Origin of the sequence: Sphingobacterium bambusae, assembly GCF_033955345.1 — a bacterium.
GTDB lineage: Bacteria > Bacteroidota > Bacteroidia > Sphingobacteriales > Sphingobacteriaceae > Sphingobacterium > Sphingobacterium bambusae.
Map to the genome: position 1 here is coordinate 797,303 of NZ_CP138332.1, position 19,079 is coordinate 816,381.

Annotated in this window: 12 protein-coding genes; 3 read left to right on the forward strand and 9 right to left on the reverse strand. The window is 39.2% G+C overall.

The window, feature by feature from the left end:
* Positions 1-13 precede the first annotated feature (13 nt).
* The 8 genes from SCB77_RS03405 to SCB77_RS03440 form a co-directional block, all read right to left on the reverse strand.
* Positions 14-2,506, reverse strand: coding sequence for a mechanosensitive ion channel domain-containing protein (locus tag SCB77_RS03405; protein WP_320185021.1), 2,493 nt, complete (start codon positions 2,504-2,506; stop codon positions 14-16).
* Positions 2,507-3,209: 703 nt separating this feature from the next.
* Positions 3,210-4,388: a lycopene cyclase family protein gene (locus SCB77_RS03410; protein WP_320185022.1), complete on the reverse strand. Its 1,179-nt coding sequence runs from the start codon at positions 4,386-4,388 to the stop codon at positions 3,210-3,212.
* 695 nt (positions 4,389-5,083) lie between these two features.
* Positions 5,084-7,615 carry a S8 family peptidase gene (locus SCB77_RS03415; RefSeq protein WP_320185023.1) on the reverse strand — a complete coding sequence of 844 codons (2,532 nt, stop codon included), beginning with the start codon at positions 7,613-7,615 and terminating at the stop codon, positions 5,084-5,086.
* A gap of 35 nt (positions 7,616-7,650) precedes the next feature.
* The gene (locus tag SCB77_RS03420; protein WP_320185024.1) at positions 7,651-8,646 is read right to left on the reverse strand and encodes an AAA family ATPase; all 996 of its coding nucleotides are present in this window, start codon (positions 8,644-8,646) and stop codon (positions 7,651-7,653) included.
* Between the two features lie 480 nt (positions 8,647-9,126).
* On the reverse strand, positions 9,127-10,098 hold the full coding sequence (locus SCB77_RS03425; protein ID WP_320185025.1) for an STING domain-containing protein: 972 nt from the start codon (positions 10,096-10,098) through the stop codon (positions 9,127-9,129).
* Positions 10,088-11,170, reverse strand: a complete 1,083-nt coding sequence (locus tag SCB77_RS03430) for a nucleotidyltransferase domain-containing protein (RefSeq protein WP_320185026.1) — start codon at positions 11,168-11,170, stop codon at positions 10,088-10,090. The genes SCB77_RS03425 and SCB77_RS03430 overlap by 11 nt, the downstream gene beginning before the upstream one ends.
* A gap of 3 nt (positions 11,171-11,173) precedes the next feature.
* Complete coding sequence (locus tag SCB77_RS03435) at positions 11,174-11,347, reverse strand: hypothetical protein (RefSeq protein ID WP_320185027.1); 174 nt, start codon at positions 11,345-11,347, stop codon at positions 11,174-11,176.
* Between the two features lie 450 nt (positions 11,348-11,797).
* Positions 11,798-14,371 carry a winged-helix domain-containing protein gene (locus tag SCB77_RS03440; protein WP_320185028.1) on the reverse strand — a complete coding sequence of 858 codons (2,574 nt, stop codon included), beginning with the start codon at positions 14,369-14,371 and terminating at the stop codon, positions 11,798-11,800.
* Positions 14,372-15,358: 987 nt separating this feature from the next.
* On the opposite strand from SCB77_RS03440, the gene SCB77_RS03445 reads away from it, so the two are divergent.
* Entirely contained in the window at positions 15,359-15,712 is a 354-nt protein-coding gene (locus SCB77_RS03445; protein ID WP_320184445.1) for an ISAon1 family transposase N-terminal region protein, read from the forward strand.
* Positions 15,705-16,688: an ISAon1 family transposase gene (locus SCB77_RS03450; protein ID WP_407028955.1), complete on the forward strand. Its 984-nt coding sequence runs from the start codon at positions 15,705-15,707 to the stop codon at positions 16,686-16,688. Before SCB77_RS03445 ends, SCB77_RS03450 begins: the two co-directional genes overlap by 8 nt.
* Before the next feature lie 304 nt (positions 16,689-16,992).
* Here SCB77_RS03450 and SCB77_RS23140 read toward each other — a convergent pair whose 3' ends face one another.
* Positions 16,993-17,316: an SdpI family protein gene (locus SCB77_RS23140; protein ID WP_407028956.1), complete on the reverse strand. Its 324-nt coding sequence runs from the start codon at positions 17,314-17,316 to the stop codon at positions 16,993-16,995.
* 505 nt (positions 17,317-17,821) lie between these two features.
* Between SCB77_RS23140 and SCB77_RS03455 the strand changes: the two genes are divergently transcribed.
* A complete protein-coding gene (locus SCB77_RS03455; protein ID WP_320185029.1) occupies positions 17,822-18,937 on the forward strand; it encodes a 5-methyltetrahydropteroyltriglutamate--homocysteine S-methyltransferase in 1,116 nt (371 codons plus the stop codon).
* Positions 18,938-19,079: the final 142 nt, after the last annotated feature.

A 19,079-nucleotide genomic window follows, 5' to 3' on the forward strand; every position in this document is an offset into this window, starting at 1 on the left:
TAATCTGTTTATTCTAATCGCTGTTTTGGTCTGTATTCGCTTGCTGATGCGAAGGCCTTGTCACGACATTGATTTCCTGCTGACTAATCGCCAACGGTATATGGTTATCCTGGAACAGGTGTCCTACGGCAACCAAGATATCGCTTTTGATCTGCCCCGCATCTTTTAATGTTTTCACCCAGAAATAAACGTCAATAGCAACCGACTGTGCGGTTACCTCTGCAAATTGAACAACCGGAGAAGGGCTGGACAGCACCTGCTCCTCCTTTTCAAAAAGATCGAGCAAAAGCTGCCTGATGTTCTCCAGATCAGTGCCATACTTCACCTCAAGCCTGATGTGTAGACGCTTTCGAAAGCCACCCAAGGTCCAGTTGATCACATGGGAATTGAGCAGGTCGCCGTTGGGCATAATAAGATCGGCTCCATCTGCGGTCGCAATCACACTGCTACGAAAGCCGATGGATTTTACTTTGCCAGCTTGCCCCCCTATTTCGATCTGATCATCTACATTCACGGGCTTCTCGAATGCTATGATCAGCCCGCTGACCAAATTATTGACCAACGTTTGTAGTCCAAAGCCAATGCCTACGCCCAATGCACCAATAACGATGGTGATCTGTTGCAAGGGAATACCCACAGCTGAAAATGCTAAAAAGAACCCCAGCACAATGATACTGATGCGTACCAAGAGGATCCAGCTGCCTAAATGAAACTTCTTATCATCTTTTTCATCGCGCGTGTTCCACTGCGGATCTGCCGCGAAAAATGAAACAACCTTGGAGAGTACCGTAGCTCCGAGCATAATCAGGAAAAAAACGACGATATTGATGACCGAAAAGCTGTATGCGCCCAGTTGATGCTGGTTATAGAAAAATGCGCCCAGCGGTTCCGAAATAAAACGAAACTCATAAAAGTTCCGACCAAACAAGATAAACCATCCCACGATCAATAATGCGTAGAAAAAGGCAGGCGCACGCTTTCCCACCCTATTGTAGTTGATATAGAAAAGACGACGCTCCTGCTTGGTGTAAAGAACGGAGGCGAAGCTAAGTCCCTCGTTGACCAGCCTTACTACCCACAGAAAGATGATTGCCACGGTGACATTAACGAGTCCCGACACCATCAGTGCCTTCCCAATGTTAAAGAGGCCAAAAATATTGAACAGTATGGCGCCAATCTCCAGAATCCCCATTAGGCCGATCGGAAAAAGAATCCATCTTTCCTGCAGTTCGCGATGTCTAGATCGATTAAAAACTGCAATACCGCTGCTAATGGCGGCTAGAATCGATATGCCGATCATCAGGTAGCGCTCCGGACGGGAGGCCTGAAGCACCATGTTATCCACTGCTGCCAGTACGTTGAGCACGAAAATGCTCAGCCAAACCAGCATCCAATAGGTAGCGATAAATCGTCTGAAGATAAACGTAAGGAGCAGCGCGCTGAGCGCGAGAAAAGTTGCCGAGAACACAAAGGGTGGATTGGGGAAGATAAATTGGCCGATGGAAAGTCCAATAAACAGGCTCGAGCTAATTGGCGACGATAAAAGCATACTTTTGCCCTTCGTTTTATTACCCTCCTTTAAAAGTCCCCGCTTGAGCGAATCGACGTACAACAGCACGACAAGCAAGATTAGAAAGCTGATGAACAACTTTCCGGTATGTGCCCTAAGGTAATAGGTAAAGACCAATTGCGCCTTGAGGATGGAGAAGTGCACGATCTCCCCTAAAGGTCGGTTGTACGTGCTTTCCTCCCACAAAGCTGTGAAATCCTGCGCAAAATTCTTATTGGCGATCTCATGCTGGTAATATAAAATTTCCTCCAGGCCGTTCTCCAGGGCAAGGAGTTCGATGTTTACATCATCCTGAATGGATTGTATGCCATTGATGTTAGCGGTAAGCTGCTTGTTTATGGGGCTTATAGCGCTGGATAGCAGCCTTAATTTTTTAATGTATTCGCTGAGCTCTGTGGAATCTTTGGAGAAAACAAAAAGGGATTTATCATTGGACAACGAGTCGATCTGTAGTCTAAACCCCACCAGCTGTTCCTGATAATTGTCGACCTGTTTTTTGTAGGCTAAAACCTGTATTTGGAGTGCATTAAGAATATTGTAGGTAGCGGTTAGATTTCGCGAAGTATGGGCGCTGCCCCGATTTTGAAAAACCCCATCGCCCGAAATGGCGTGCCATCGCACAATTTCACGAAGCTGCTCGCGCAAGGCCAAGGTATCAAAGCCTTTTTTTAGAAAGGATCGTGCCTGTCTAGATATGACCTTGATCTCCTCGAAAATCCGGCCTTGACGGATCAAAGCCCTATCCAAGGCGAGGTCGTTCTCGCTCTGAATGGATGCGCTCCGAAAAAACTCATCCATACTGGCCACATAGTCCTTCTTGATACGTACCAAAGAATCTACACTATCTTGTTGTGCGACGAAGCTATGGGCTGCAAAGAGACTTTCCCTTGGAGAGAACAGGACATAGAAAAGAATTATCCAAAACAATCTTGTCATAAGCGCAAATAAAACACCCCTAGAAGGCGTTAGTTTATAGGTAGATGTGGTGCTACTGAACTAAAGATACTATTAAAATTTGTTTATATCGATATTAATTACAACCAATTTTTTTGATAGATAGTGTGCTTTACTCTTTCTCACATAATTTATCGCACGCACCAAATCGGTGCTAAAGATCTGCTTCTTTCCGGTGCTTAGTAGTGAAAAGATGAACAGTTACCTCAATGAGTTGTTATCCCTGTGCGGAATTTCGAAGAAAATCATCTTCGATATTTTTAGAAAAATCTTACGATAGTGGCAACACTTCTGGAACGATGCAGCCATAGAGACAGTTTCAAAATTTTCAGTACACCCAAAATAAACGATACCGAGTTATAGCAAGCTATTGGAATCAACCAGTGGGTCAACGGCATCCACATACTTAAACAGTCTTCAAATTGAAAAAGGCATGTCTATTCATACCCGTTTTTGCAGTCATCTTCCGCAATAATACTTGTCTGAGAATATTAAATCACAACGGCAATCGAAGCTTTGATGAACTTCGATCATCTAATTGGCTGTAATTCCTTTTAAAAAATTAATAAGTGATGTACTAAATCCCTATCTAAAGCTTATCCGGTTTCCGAGCAGATGTCAAGTCTCAAAAAAATATGATGCGCGCAATTTGCATGACTGTTAAAACTGTTAAAATTGCCATTTTCTAATATGGTTTTGAAAGATTTCTATAAAGTATTTTAACAAAGTGTTTGATAAAAGGTGGTTTTCTAAGAGTCGTCATCACCTTAACATCGTTCTTTAATGAAGATTCCGCATCCAAAAATTTGAAAATATTTTTAGCTGGTGTGTTTTGAAACAGATCGGTAAATATTTCATGTCCCGGATAATTTCTCTCATCTAGCACGGATAGGAGTATAGAATCATATAGTTTTTCTTTAGTACCAATCACTTCATTTTTAAAAAATGGCTTGCCTGTCTGTTGAAAAGAGGATATTATAGTATGAACTGTTTTCTGAACATTCATGAAAGTATATCCTGTAGAGGGCCGCGTATCGCCACCTGCCGAACCTATGTAAATAATATTTTTTTTTCGTCTTGGAAAATTATGATCCGTCATTGGGATAATTCCCTGTTCTTCTGATTCAATAGTATAGTCGCTGATTTGCAATACACGTGACAGATATGATTTAATCGCATCATCGTACTCATCCACCGGAATAAGAGATTTGGAGAAGAGTGTGTATTCAACAAAAAGCTTTTTTTCAGACATCGGAAGACAATAAAAAAACGTAGTACCGTGTTTCTGATCCGTCCTATAGTCCATTATAATAGCTTCATCTTCGTTTGATATTGGTTTACTAAGTGTTATCTGAACTCCTTTAAAATGTTGAAGAAAATAATGGTGCTTATCTGAAACATCAGGCTTAAAAAACAACGAGTTAAAGACATAAGAAGCGGTAAACCTCCCCTCTTCCGTATCAATTATGCACTGAGTTTCGTCGGAAATACAATCCAATATCTTACCTTCCACAAAGGTAATGTTTGAAAACTGATATATATATTGATGGTAAGTTTCCAAAAGCTGATCGCTAGCGATACTAAAGTATTCGTAATCGCCAATTTCAAGCTGCTTCTTTTTACCGATATGGCTAATAAAAGCAAGTCTTTTCCAGTTAGCAACTGCATATTTTTTTAATGGTGTCGAACGATCAGCCCAGAATGAGATTAACTTACTACCTCGATCACCAAATTTGTGGTCTATAACAAGAATACGTTGATCTTTCCAAATCCCGTTTTGCATCGCTTCATATAGTAGGCACGAGCCAGAAATGCCGAAACCTGCAAAAATAATGTCATAATGGTTTTCTTGATTTTTGTTCATATCCAGCGCAAAATTATATGTAATAAATGTACTCTACGGAATATATCGTATGCAATGTTACAAACAAATATTAACTTAACAAACAGGCTGTAACGCACAAAAAAAATAAGGGTCGGCTTTTCCAAAATTAATTTTTTTCGAGTATATTTAAAACGACATTTGATCAAATTCGTTCATTGTTCAATCAAGATTTAGCAAGCAGGCTTAGTTTAGCAAATGCTTCGTAAAGTACAAATTTTATAAAGTGCATGATAATCTTTGTGGCAGTTTTGTGGCAATGGTTTTTAAAAATAACTTATTTAACTATCTAAAAAAAAGTCAGTTACATCAGTTCAAATCCCTCCCTCTCCGCAAAGACTTAACAAAAGTTCAACGAAAGTTGGACTTTTGTTATTTTTAGCAGCAGCCAAGGGATGAGAACCCGCAGGGTTTGAACTTCTCTCGTTTAGGGCTGTGCTTGGGGTGGTGGGGCTAAACATATCCCGCCCTCTCCGCCCAAGGGATGAGTACCAGAAGGGTTCGAACGGCTCTCGTTTAGGGTTGTACTCGGGGATGGTGGGGTTAAACATAGGCGGTCATCAATAATCAGGGAGGCTTCTATCTCATGGAAGTTTAGGTACATATATCTAAAGCCGTGAAAGTTACAAAATAAAAGAGTGTCATTTAATCCAATCCAATATTATGAAAATCAACAACTAGACACCTGACGATAAAGAAACTTCGGATTCGGATTCCACTTGAACATTGATTTTAGACATTAAATGATAGATAGGTATTTCGGCGTTCAAAACTTCAAAACTCACAATAAAAGCGTATGGAACGGATTCCTCAGGATCCTTCTCCCAGCCTTTATGCCCAACTATTGCAAATGAAATTTCGGAAGATAGATGGTATGACCTAACAAGAGCCCAATCTTTTTGGTTTGCACTAGATTGCCTATTTAATCCTTTTACTGTCCCACTATTACTACGATCGCCTATTACCCAGGGAATACTTTTAGGAGAATCGATAATATCAGGATCATCAATCTCTGATTTTGACGTCAAATTCTTAAGCACCTGTTGCTTGAACACATCAAAAGTTTGACCTAAAAGTGCTGATTGCCAAGACAGCCACGATGACAAGTAAGACTTTATTCTCCTACGTGTTCGTCTATTATTTGCCGTGTAACATAATGAAACTTCAATGAGGATTTCATAATCCTCACCTTGACGGCGAAGTTCCTCAGGAATCGTAACAGTGTAAAGATTGGCCTCCCCTGACGAGATTTTTCCAGAAGATGTAAAGGTAATCCTTTTAACTGAATTCTCTACCGCTCGATCGACATCTGGTATTCCATAACCATAGTGACGAACCTCGTCCAACGTAGGAAGATTTCCAACATGTTCAGGCAACCGTGCAGACTGCAATAGAAGCGCTTTATGAAACAGCGAAACTTGATCGGGAAATTGAGCAATAAGTTTTGCCAAAATATGCGAAACTTTTGGTGCCGCAAAAGAAGTCCCTACTGCATCTCTCGCTACACCAGGACCTTTGGAGATAACTGTCTGAGGACATGTTGCGGACTTAAAAATTAAGTTAGGTCCTTTTTTCTCAGCCACCCAATCCCCACCGTACTCAACCAACTCTGGTTTAATCGAATCCCACAAACCTACTCCACTTCTGGAAAAAGACGAAACATGGTGTTTACTACCAAAGGATTTATGATCTTCATCCTCAAATTCGTCAACGCATACCGATCCAACGGTGATAGAAAATAGGCTTTGGGCAGGATCAGCAATTCGGCATGAAGGCTCCAAAAGAAAGGTAGGATATTTTTTACCCGCCAATAAATGGTTTTTGATTCCTGGGTTTGCAACATGCGTATTTTCGCTTCTAATATTACCCGCAGATACGACAAAAATATGTTCAGATTCGTTTGAAATTCTATCAAGAGATGCCGCCCACTGGGACATACGTGCTGTACGACACGGAACACTATTATTTATAGACAAATTAAAAACCTGCGCATCGGCGTAGTGAAGGCAAACATCTTCCATTAGCTCGGGGGGGAAAAGCTCTGGTACTAGCGCATTATTTTTATTAAGTACTCGAGCATTCAAAATCTGACAAGGTGCCTTGTACTTTCCATCTGTAGGCACCTCCCTTCCAAATACGATTGAGCCTGCAACTCGAGTACCATGTCCGCCGTTTGGCACCTCATCTGCCACATCCGTAGTATTTAATCCCGGAATAAAACTTCTGGAACGCGCTGATAATATTGCAGGACGAAGCAAGTGATGTCCCTCCGCAATACCACTGTCGATGATGCAAATTTTTGGAGCATCTTTATCCGGAGGTAATAAATCCACTTCCAAACTGTGATTCTTCATTTCGACCACAGGTAAAGAATCAATCACTAGGTCCTCAACGACTTCAAAAACATATGGATAGTTGAGTACAAAGTCTTTTAGTGCAATACCTGATAGTTGCACCTTAAATCCAAAACTATCCTCTTCAGAAATATATCCGCTCAATATTTCGGCTCCATGCCCATCAACCAAAAACCGTTCGATTTCATCTTGCCTACTAGATGCCAACTCATCCAATTTTATGTAATATTGCGATTCCTTTTCTTCCCATTTCGCCCTTCTCTTTTCATATCGACCATCGCTCTCGTCTAATTTCCTTCCACTGAACTCTGGACACTTCAAATAGCATGCAATTGAGATATTCACTATAATGCAATCATGATCAGATATTTCTCCCCATTTGTTCTGTAATTCATCGGATAATATATGACCAACTCGCCATTTATCACCTAGCACAATATCCCAAAGCATAGCAGTATTAAGTGCACCCTGCTCGCTTTCAAAACTTTTAATTTTATCTCGTAGCGATTTAAACCCATCTATACTCGCCCCAATTATAAATCCATCATCTTCCTCTGCTATAACTTCAATACCAAATCCTTTCAGGGATTCTATATCGAAACCGACCGGATCTACCTGTAAAAAAACAGGTATTGTGTCATAAGATAACTCTGGAAAGCCAATTTGTTTCCTCCTGTCTAAATCTTCATAGTGCATTTCTTTGACAGCAGCTGAACTTCCCTCAAGAAAAGCAGCATGTGCAGGTTTATTTTCACGATTAGCCTGTGTCCTAGGATTAGGTTTGCGAGGAGTTTGCGGAAACTTAAAGCGTCCCTTAAAAGTATCCCTCAACGGTAGGTGGGGAAATTTAGGCATAAATAATTAGGTTAATTTAAAGTGATTCAAATATGCTATGTCTTGTATTGCTTATTCTCGTTAATAGATTGAATTATCTGTTGCATGTTCACTTCTTCTTTACCGGTCAGCACGGTAATTTTTGCAGCATCGAGTGCTATCTTGACGATAAGAGCAGCGGAGTAATCGAGCAGATCATTCGCTAACAAGTTCCAATTCATCCCACTCCCAACTTTTATAGTCCCCAAAGTATTCTTGAGAATATTAATTATCTCCGCCTTTCCTGGCTTTGTCAACTCAATTAAGTCATCAAACCTACGAAATAGCGCAGGATCGATAGTCGTCTGAAGATTGGTGGTAGCAATTACTATCCCCGGTCCGTCGAAATCTTCGAGCACGTTAAGTAGTATATTAACCACGCGATGCATTTCACCGACATCTTGTCTATCCCCTCTTGCTTTAGCAATAAAATCAAATTCATCAAGCAATAGAACGCAGGGATAGTTTGCTATCGCCTCAAAAATCTTTATAAGATTACTTGCTGATTCACCCAAATATGATGATATCATCGCTTCGAAACGAACTTTTAAAAATGGCAACCCCGTGTTCCATGCAATTCTTTCTGCACTCATACTTTTCCCGCAACCAGGAGCACCATGCAAAAGAATACGTCTCTTAGGTCTGAGCCCGAAAAGAGCTAATCGTTCTCTGGCGACAAATTCCTTTTCAATCCGCTGTATCTTTGATTCAATTCCCGGAGGCAATACCATCTCATGTCGCAATTGCTCACGAGGAATTTCAACTGCCAGTGGAATATTTCTGCGGTTGTCCGTAGGTATCGAAAGCGTAGATCCGAAAATATTCTTAAGTTCCCCTTTAAGGGTGTTTGTGGTCTGTAAATTTCTCTTCAGAATACCGGTTAACCGATCGGCAAGTTTGCTATGGCCCTTTTTCCGCTCAGAATCGATGATAGCATCTGCTACCTTAACAATATCATCATTTGCATCCCCCTCGATTGAGCGAAATAGTCGAAGCATTAAATCCTGATTCATGTTGTATAAACGTTTTTGTTTATAATCCCGTAACTAAATATACGTATTTATTGTTTATAGAAACGGGCGAAGTTACAAATATATTTTAGTTATGCTTATTTTAAAATACTCTAATCCACTCATGCTCGCTTACTATCTCCTTCGTGTACTATCCGCTACAAGATCTATTATTTCGAAATTGTATGCGTACAATATTCTCAATTTCTTCTAAAACCTATGTATATGGAGTAATTTCTATCAGGATTGCTCTTCAATCAGGATTTTCCTTTTTTAGGGATAAGTCTATTGGCAAATAGAAGCAAATTGATTTTTTCAAGGTAGATAGGAACAAAATATAATTTCCTCCACCAAATAATCGCTTCAAATCTGACGAGAAAATCTAATAGCCGAGCTACAATAATAGGGCACAACTTGTTAAAAAGAAAAGCCCCGCCATACATTTATGGCGGGGTTTGTTCTTTAAAAAAATTCTAAATAGCCTTAAATGTTAACTATTTCAATATCGACGATTCCATTACACAAAGCACTTCTGCATATTAAATATTGCAACGTTCGTGCAAAATTTCTTATTTCACGATATTCCAATAAGTTCTCTTTAACTGTCTTTCCGATATGTTCCTTTTTAGAGTACAATTCTATTGACTTATTAAGTGCATTTAGAGTCAGCGGTATATCGACTAGATGTAAAAGACCATCATCAACTTTGGAGACGTCTATTGAAAAATCGTAATCTCGCACACTTTTAGGCTCAACCTTAAGTTTTTGCCAACCATCTCGAAGACGTTTGGCCGAAACTTTTTTGAACATATCATCGCTAAGATCATTCGGAATCAAAATAGTCACTTTTAAGTCGCTAATATTAAATCGTGTAGCATTTTGCAGAAAAAAGTCTTTTTTTTCACTTTTATCTTCCAAAAGGCGTTCAACGGTACGCTCAATAAAATTTGAAAAATAACCAAAAGCCAATGTCGTACTAGGAAGAAAGCCTAAATCAAAGGTTGCCTCCTTACTTTCAATATGCTGTTTAATAAGTTCACATGACTCATTAAGCTTAATACCAAAATCTGGAGATTGAATCAAAGGTATGCGAGGCAATGTTATCCCTAGGAGATCGGAGGGTAGCTTCGAGGACTCTTGCAGAACCAAAAATGTCCTTGAACTACCGATTCCACCAGTAAACAAACCGTATTCAAAGATGACATTATCACGTGGAGACATAGTCTTTCTGCCTCTTGAAAGTGTAACATCATCAGTACTAGCGATAAGAACAGCATAATCAAAAAAACTTAGCTGCGAGGTTAAATTATCGAAGCTACTTTTGTTCAGATCAAATAGATTAGTCCAAACAGTAATTTTACCGGTAGATCCAAGAATTCGCGCCATCTCATTTGCTATTGTGAGTCCTTCTTTACTGGAGCCGATAAAGATCGTTGGCAAAACATTATCTAACATAACTCTGAACTAAATGGATAGCGAGATCTTTTAAAACATCATCAAGTTCTACACACATATGCTGTAACGCGCGAACCTTTCTATCCTTACCTTTAAAAATAAATTCAGATCCATCTACAGAAACCAATGAATCTCGATATAGACTATCGGTATTCAACCTTTCAAATTCATGATACAATACGGGTACAAGCTCGTAGAATGGTTTTGTAGCATACTTACCGGTATTAATGTTATAACATATGGCGTTAATTTCAAAGCTAGAGAGATCAATCTCAAAATCTGCGTCACACTTGATTGTTTTAGCAAAACGTATCATTTTCTTAAGACGTCCATTAACGGTCCCATCTTTTCCATTAATTCTTTCGATACTTACAAAAGGAGATTCTACACGTCCAACATCGTTGGATTCCTTGTCGTAAATTCTAATGCTGTTCTTCCTGATATCAGCATCTCGTATTCCTTCAAAAGTGTTATGCCACGCGGCAACAACAATATCAACATCGCGGTGTAAATGTTGGTTGGTAATCGCTATTGATTTTGATTTACTCGTATCACAGAGAAAATATGCACTCGTCAATTTCCTTTCAGAGGACATCCTAATATCTAGAAGATCTTGGTTGCTATTGCCTAAGTACTTTCCAGCATTTACATGAGCCTGAAGTCGAATCCTTTGGGGTTCATTTAATAGGTAAGAATTGACCGCTTTTACAAACTCGCTTTCAATCCTATGATTTTCTGAAAAGTAGAATTTATCACTTAGCACCAATAAATCTATATCACTATTCCCTTTAATATGCGTATTGGTCATTACAGATCCCTGATATTCATAATCAACCCTATTTAGAACAAGTTCTAGATGCGATTTCACATTAGATCCAGCTGCTATACTTTTATCAGTATATTCTTTTGCGACGCCTTGCATGGAACGTTTAACATACTCCAACATGCTATTTGTGGAGGCAGCAGCAAGCTCAACAGCTTCGACATCCCCATATAACTTTCTATCACTATAGTTTTCCGGATTCATTCTATTTTGAAGCCGTGAAAGTAACGTTTTATAATTTTTACTCATCTCTTATTTCTCCTTTCGTACCCCTTTGAACTTACCTCCACCTGTTTTGACATCCATAAACTGTCCAGTTTGTGTATCTCGCTTTGTCCAAAGTCCAGTTTTTGGATTTTGAGTCTGGGTTCTACCAGCTACATATCCATGACGACGATTGTCGCCAGATTTTCCATTTCCTGCCATTTCTAAAAAATTACAATTGAATAATAACAAATACAGGTGCTAAGAGCATAAACTTTCAAACGTTTTATTGCACTATGCTAATAAGCCACTGTAAAACAAAAAAAAAGAAACAGATTGTTCGATAGGAAGACCGGTCTGTTTTCTAGTTCCGGCAAGATTCGAAAGGAAAGTGTTTTTACGGTTTTTCAGCAAATTCTTGATTTTAAAAAACAAAATTGCTTACTTCGCGCTTAATAAACTACAGTAACACTTATCCGCAGCTTTCGAGCTCTGGATGATATTATTTTTTTAAGGCTAAGTGTTCCCGCACTTAGCTTTTTCATATCATCTCCTGTTGTATTGATCTCCTACATATTTTTATCGGTTAAGTGAGTAAATCCTGAGTAAATCCATAGCTCAAAAATACTATTTTTTTTAGCTATGAAAAAGCAATTATATCTCATTATTATTTTATTTATAATCAATTTCAAACTGTTTGATTTTTTGTAAGATTTCTTCTACAGGGGTAACCAACTCAGTACCCATTTTTACAATTTCATTAGGCATCTCATCTTTTAAAAACGTCATAAGAGCATAGTATATGGGCTTAACGAGGTTTTCCAAACCCTGCTCACTTTTAAAAATGCTGTATACAGTATGATACTGCTTTTTTGCAAGTAACATCAGTAGTACATGGCTTAAAACCATAACATTCCCATCTTTGGCATCAGTCAACTGAGACTGTAAGATTGTATCCAAAACAGAATCATACCTATCATTCCATATATCAATAATTACCCCATAGGACATCCAGGCTGTTTCTGGATCCAGATCAACCAATTTGTTGTAGATTTGATTTGCTTTATCTTTTTCAAATGTCATTATGATATAATAAAGCAACAAGCTTGACAATGCTTTTTCATAACGATAAGTCTCATCGGCTTCCTTTTCAAAGAGTTGTACAGCGATTTCAAACTGCTCAATAACGTCATTCATCTTCGAAGTATCAATCATGCTACTATCGTCAAATGATGCTTCCGTTTGTTTTACTACGGCTGACCAATAAAAAAATCTCGCTGATCTTTCCGTAACGAATGTCAGAAGCGTAGAGGCTTCTGAATTTAATTCAATATCTACATCGTAATAATCTTGAATAAAAACAATGAGATCGACGAGATCTTCAGCCTTCAAATCACCCAAATCAAATTTTCTACGAGCTTCACTAACTACTGCGTCAACATCGGAAGTCTCCTTTAACAGCTCAAGAATAGCGAACTTCACTTCTTCGTTACTAGATGAAAGTGCACTAACCAGCTCAGCTTTTGCACGCTCATACTCGCCTTTTTTAAGGTAAACTTCTCCTCTGATAAAACTACGATCAAGAGCCTCTATTCCTTTTACTTTATCAACTTGTTTAAGTAACTCATCATACTGACCAACTTCAAAGCATAAGAATTTGTAGAAGTTCAACTCATCAATTTTGATTCTTTTAACTCTTTTTATAACGGAACTTGCTTCTGAGCTCTGTTTATTCGTCAAATAGTAGTAAGCTAGCACGAGGTATGTTAGGTTTACTGGATTTTTGATACTATTTAGAACCTCAATAGCTTGCGCAATATCACCCGTATCAAATTTACGATGAGCAACTGCCATTTTCTTGTTATTAAATAGATTAGGTAAATAGCCTCCCTCACCATTTTTCAATATTGCTGAAGTTTCTTCAATAATGCCATCTAATTTCTTAAGATCAATCTTGTCTGAGTTGACTAGTGCTTCAGCGATCAGCAAAGCCGAAGAGGGAATGAATTTCCCCGACCGAAGAGATTGAATATGGTTACGAATAAAAGCGTCGAAACTATCATCATCATCATACCACACCTCTAAGAACTTAGTTAACCACGCAACTCTTTTTCTATCTCTACGATCGCCATTACGCATTAAATACCAAATATTAAAAAAGCGTTCCCGTAATTGGTAAAGATGATTTTTTGTAGTAGTCCCTTTTTTCTCGATTACATTATTACGTTCCAATTGGGCTAATTGGGCAGAAACTAGTTTAGTTTGCATTTTCCGACCATCTTCCCGAATTTCTAAAGCTATTTCCTTTGCGCTTACGGCATCCCATTTCTTTGCTATTACATCGACTATCCTACGCTGTTGTAGCGGAAGATCTTCGATTCGATGCTTAAAAAGTGGCGTTACTTTATCAAGTACCTTTTCCAAATCTTCGAGAGCTTTGCCGTTAGGGTCATCCAAAAGTACTTGATAAAGCATCATAATGGTTCTAATTACCCCTCCTGTCAAAACAGTCAGTGTATCAATTTTCGCTTTGTGCTTTTTTATATCAATTTGTCTTTCACTATTACAGTCTTGCTGTAGTTTGGTTATAAGCTCGTAGGTCTCCTCTTTATTTAATCCTTCTAGATAAATAATTTGAAAATATTGAAAAAATGGTTCGCTGTAATCGTGAAAATCATTTATAACCACTGCCGAAGCTGCGACAATCCTAACATCATTACAGTCAATCAATATCTCGCGCAATCGCCGCTTTTCTTTGTCCCGAAGGTTATCCAGAAAAAGTTCACCAAAATTATCAAAGAAGATGATGAGCTTTTTACTTCGTTCGCGTAGCTTTTCTATTAAAAAATCAAAGCATAATCTTTCATAATCTTCTGAGTCGACAAACTTTTCGGTGTACTCATAAAATTCTCCATCCGTATCAAAATAATCATCGAGGTACTTTAACAACTTTTCCCAAAAGCTTGAAAGGCTATTGACATCATAACTTTCCTCATTAAAAAAAACAGGTATCACCCATTCCCTAAGCGAATCTTCGCGCTCTACTTCATATTTTAATCGAAGAAGCAAAGTGGTTTTTCCCATCCCGCGCTGTCCTTGTATCAAAAAATGCTTTTCTGGATGGCGCATATCACTATCCTTAATATCACTAAAGATACGCTCAAAAATCTTCGTGCGAACTACAAAATTTGAAATCAAATCTTGCCTATTTAAGGTCGCCGGATTATATAAGGTAGTTTCTGCCATGCTTACAATCTTGTTTTATATACTTACTTTGTAGTTATCTTTTAACAAAAATACTATTGTCAAAAATAGTAACAATATTTTTATTGTCAAAATTTAACAATAAAAATATTGTTAAAACCAAACGGATTGGATGGAAGTCAAATTGTAGGTCTGTGGATCAGTGTAAAAATTCAATAAGGTTTTTGCAGCTTACATTAAATCAATGTCGCTATCGCCCCCCAAAAAGATATTGTTAACCAAAAATTTACAAATTAGTCAAGCACCGTATAACAATAATTACATAGAGAGCACTAGCTATATAAAGTAACCAATTTTAATGCTACTTAATAAAAGTCCTCAATATACTACAGACAAATTCCAGCAATCTTTCAACCGGCATTTAACTTAGCTAAGAGCGGATTTTTCTTACAACTAAGCTTTCATGAAACCTATTTTTTCACTAATTTAGTACTCAATCTGATCAAAATCGTTCTTTTCAAAATCAGAAATTAGCAAGCTAAAATTTTGATGTTTTTGTCGAGTAAAATCGTAAAATTTTCAAATAACATCATAATGTTTGTGGCAGTTTTGTGGCAATGGTTTTTTAGAAATACTTAAATAACTAACTAAAAACAAGTTAGTTACAACAGTTCAAATCCCGCCCTCTCCGCAAAGACCTAATAAAAGTTCAACGAAAGTTGGACTTTTATTATTTTTGGCAATCGCCAAGGGATGAGAACCCGCAGGGTTCGAACTTCTCTCGTTTAGGGCTGTGCTTGGGGATGTGGGGCTAAACATATCCCGCCCTCTCCGCAAAGACTTAATAAAAGTTCAACGAAAGTTGGACTTTTGTTATTTTTAGCAACCGCCAAGGGATGAGAACCCGCAGGGTTCGAACTTCTCTCGTTTAGGGCTGTGCTTGGGGATGTGGGGCTAAACATGGATCAAGCAGAATCTTTGGGGGGCATAGAATTAATTCTTAGCTTAGCGCTCTTAAAATAGATTACCTTGCAAGACGCTGAACGTAAATTACTGTCTTTATTGATGCCCGAAGGGCTTTTAGATTATTTTGATATTATTGATGGTTCCAAGGTTGATGGAGAACTTCACATCTATCTTGATGAAAGAAACATTGCCCCCTCAGGCTATGAAAACAGTAAGCTGGAATCCAAAGGCTTTATGCCGGTTTCCCAGATCAAGGACTTTCCCATCCGGGGCCAAAAAGTCACCCTACATATCAGACGTAGACGTTGGACCGTGCTGGATACACGGGAGATCATTACCAGGGATTGGAACCTCGTTCATGAAGGTGCTCGGATGACTACGGAATTCGGGCTTTTTTTAAAGGGGATATTTGGATAACCATCCCATCAGTGCGCATCTTTTGGGACTTCTCTTTCAGCTGGATGGTAAGCAGCTGCAGGATCAGTACAGGAACCATCTGAGCGACTTTCATGATTGGGATCAGAAACACCACGCCGAGTACTGGACGGTATTTCCGGCAAATATCTCCGAGCGGCTGAGTATCGATGAGACCAGTTTTAGCAATGGCGAACTCTATACCGTTGTGGGCAGCAAAGCCTCCAAGGGAAGAAAAGGCACCATCCTGGCCAGCATTAAGGGAACAAAGGCAGAAGATATCATCGCTGTACTGGAACGTATCCCGCTCAGGTTGAGAAATAAAGTTCGTGAGGTAACGATGGATATGGCTCCCAATATGGCAAAGGCAATCCGCCGGTGTTTTGGGAATGCCAGAAGGGTCATCGATAGGTTCCATGTGCAGAAACTGGTTTATGATGCCGTTCAGGAACTGCGTATAAGGTACCGTTGGGAGGTGCTGGATGAAGAAAGTAAGAAGATCGCCAGTGCACGTAAGAAAGGTATTCCCTACGACCCTGAGCTGCTGTCCAATGGCGATACCATCAAACAGCTACTGGCAAGATCAAGATACCTGCTGTTCAAACATCCTTCCAAATGGACAGAAAGCCAAAAGCATCGTGCGGAAATCTTATTTGTACGTTTTCCCCTGTTAAAGAAAGCGTATGATTTGGCGATGGCACTGGGAGATATCTTCAACAAATGCAAGGATAAGACGGTAGCTTTTACCAAGCTTGGCCTGTGGCACAATCAGGTAGAAAACTCCGGTATTGCATCTTTTGAGAGTGTCGCTCGGTCAATTGCAGCACACCACACAGATATCCTTCACTACTTCGACAATAATAGTACAAATGCTTCAGCCGAATCCTTCAATGCAAAACTTAAAGCCTTTAGGAGTATATTCCGCGGAGTCAGGGATACAAAATTCTTCCTGTACAGGGTAATGAAATTATATGCTTAAATTTTATCCCCCCAAGAATTCGGTATGATCCCTAAACATATCCCGCCCTCTCCGCAAAGACTTAATAAAAGTTCAACAAAAGTTGGACTTTTAATATTTTTGGCAATCGCCAAGGGATGAGAACCCGCAGGGTTCGAACTTCTCTCGTTTAGGACTGTGCTCTTGGGGATTGTGGGGCTAATACTAAGAAAATGAAGACAAGAGATTATAACTGCGCTAGAATGCGAGCCTATAGAAGTTTTTATCGGCGTTCGGGATATAGCACTGGAGAGAGAAGAGGTGGAGGAATGAGCAATTCAGCCCACTACAATCGCTTAAGCTTTCTTTCGGTAAGAAAATATGTGGTAGCAAAACCGCCAATGATAAGCATCAACACTATTGCTGGATCATCTTCCTCGTTTCGAAAGTACTTCCATAGAGTGTATGCAGTAGCGGCCGCGATAAAAGGAAAAAAAATCCTTGATGCAAATCGGTTTGCTACAATCCAGTTTCTTTTCGAACTCATCGATCGCTTTGTCCGATATCCTGCATATGGTGAAATTTCTTTCGGTGGCGATAGCAACCACGCAAGACATCCAAGGAAGGTAAGCGCAACTAGAATTACTGGTATCAGATCAATAACAAACATGAAATAAAAATAGCATTATTCTTTCAAATAAACATCAACCATGCAAGGATCAGAACAATTTATAACGGTAATCCTTTTCTCGGTATTACCATTGGAGATCACTGGAATTGCAACAAAAAAATGGACATTTAGTTAAGCTGCAATATTTTGTTCATTCAGTTTTCTTCTAAACTATTCAGGAGACATAAATCCCAATGCTGAGTGTATTTTTTTCTGTTATACCAAACCTCTATGTATTCAAACACGACAATCGCTGCAAGATGTTTATCTACGAACTTTTTCTGGTATATATGTAATCTTCCCCGAAAACAGACTTCTTCATTTGATAGTATAAACACCATCGCGTTAACAAGCGCTAAGATAATTTATCTCCGGCAGTCATTAAAAAAACATTAAAAAAGAATTAAAAACCAAAAAAAACATACTAAAAAGATTTATTAACTGCATTTAACTATTTACTCAGAACAAAAATACTATTTAAGTATTTTTGTAAAAAGATAGAATTATGTATACAGTAAACACAGCTAAGATCGATACCGTAGGTAGTTTTTTGAGACCTGAAGCTCTCAAAAATGCCCGTATTGCGTTTGAAAGAGGAAATCTAAGCCGTCAGGCGCTTACAGAAGTGGAAAATGACGAGATTAGAAGGATAGTTCAAAAACAGAAGGAAGCCGGGCTATCCGCAGTCAGTGATGGCGAGTTCAGGCAGAGCTACTGGCACCTTGATTTCTTTTGGGGATTTGAAGGTGTAGAGCACAATCTAATGCCACGGGGCTATATGTTTCATGGTGAGGAGACTCGTAACGATTCTGCACGCCTAAATGGCAAACTCAGATTTAACGAATCACACCCGATGCTCGCGTCTTTTAAATTTTTGAAAGAAGTCGCTGGAAAAGATGTCATCCCAAGGCAAAGTATACCAGCACCTGCGCAGTTCTATGCAGAACTGGTGCGCGAGAGCAATGAAGAACGGGTGAATGAGTTTTACCCCAACCGAGAGGATCTTTACAGGGATATATCCAAGGCTTACCATGATGCCATACTTGCGTTGTATGCTTTGGGGTGCCGCGACTTAAAACTTGACGACTGCACGTGGGGAATGCTCTGCGATGTCAACTTCTGGAAAAACATGGCCGGTGATAACTATGATCCTAATGAGCTTAAAGAACTCTATCTGCGCCTGAACAATGAAGCATTAAAAGAACTGCCGAAAGATTTAAGGATTTCTACACACGTGTGCCGGGGCAATTATCATTCTACTTGGGCCACATCGGGAGGCTATGAGGCCGTAGCTTCCACGTTGTTTGCAGGGGAAAATGTAGAAAATTTTTATCTGGAATTCGACGATGAGCGTTCGGGAGATTTTGAGCCACTGCGTTTTGTGCCTGAAGGAAAAAATGTGGTTCTCGGACTCATAACCAGCAAAAGTCCAGTATTGGAAAATAAGGATGTTATCATAGCACGGATCAGGGAAGCCGCACGATACGTACCTTTAGAGCGATTGAGCCTTAGTCCACAGTGTGGTTTTGCCTCAACTGAAGAAGGTAATATTCTTACCGAAGAAGATCAGTGGAAAAAACTTTGCCTTATCCGGGAAATTGTACAAGAAGTTTGGGGATAAGTCATTGTTTTTTGTTTTGCCAAAGCGGATACATCGGAGGTGTAGCCGCTTTTAATTTATTACAAACACTGACTATCATGCTATTGATGATGTAACGTTTAATTTCATTTTCGACCTGCCGGCATATCATCCGATTCTCTCC

Coding starts and splice junctions, on each gene's coding strand:
- SCB77_RS03405 (WP_320185021.1), bottom strand. CDS start 2,506: ATGACAAGATTGTTTTGGATAATTCTTTTCTATGTCCTGTTCTCTCCA.
- SCB77_RS03410 (WP_320185022.1), bottom strand. CDS start 4,388: ATGAACAAAAATCAAGAAAACCATTATGACATTATTTTTGCAGGTTTC.
- SCB77_RS03415 (WP_320185023.1), bottom strand. CDS start 7,615: ATGCCTAAATTTCCCCACCTACCGTTGAGGGATACTTTTAAGGGACGC.
- SCB77_RS03420 (WP_320185024.1), bottom strand. CDS start 8,646: ATGAATCAGGATTTAATGCTTCGACTATTTCGCTCAATCGAGGGGGAT.
- SCB77_RS03425 (WP_320185025.1), bottom strand. CDS start 10,098: ATGTTAGATAATGTTTTGCCAACGATCTTTATCGGCTCCAGTAAAGAA.
- SCB77_RS03430 (WP_320185026.1), bottom strand. CDS start 11,170: ATGAGTAAAAATTATAAAACGTTACTTTCACGGCTTCAAAATAGAATG.
- SCB77_RS03435 (WP_320185027.1), bottom strand. CDS start 11,347: ATGGCAGGAAATGGAAAATCTGGCGACAATCGTCGTCATGGATATGTA.
- SCB77_RS03440 (WP_320185028.1), bottom strand. CDS start 14,371: ATGGCAGAAACTACCTTATATAATCCGGCGACCTTAAATAGGCAAGAT.
- SCB77_RS23140 (WP_407028956.1), bottom strand. CDS start 17,316: ATGTTTGTTATTGATCTGATACCAGTAATTCTAGTTGCGCTTACCTTC.
- SCB77_RS03455 (WP_320185029.1), top strand. CDS start 17,822: ATGTATACAGTAAACACAGCTAAGATCGATACCGTAGGTAGTTTTTTG.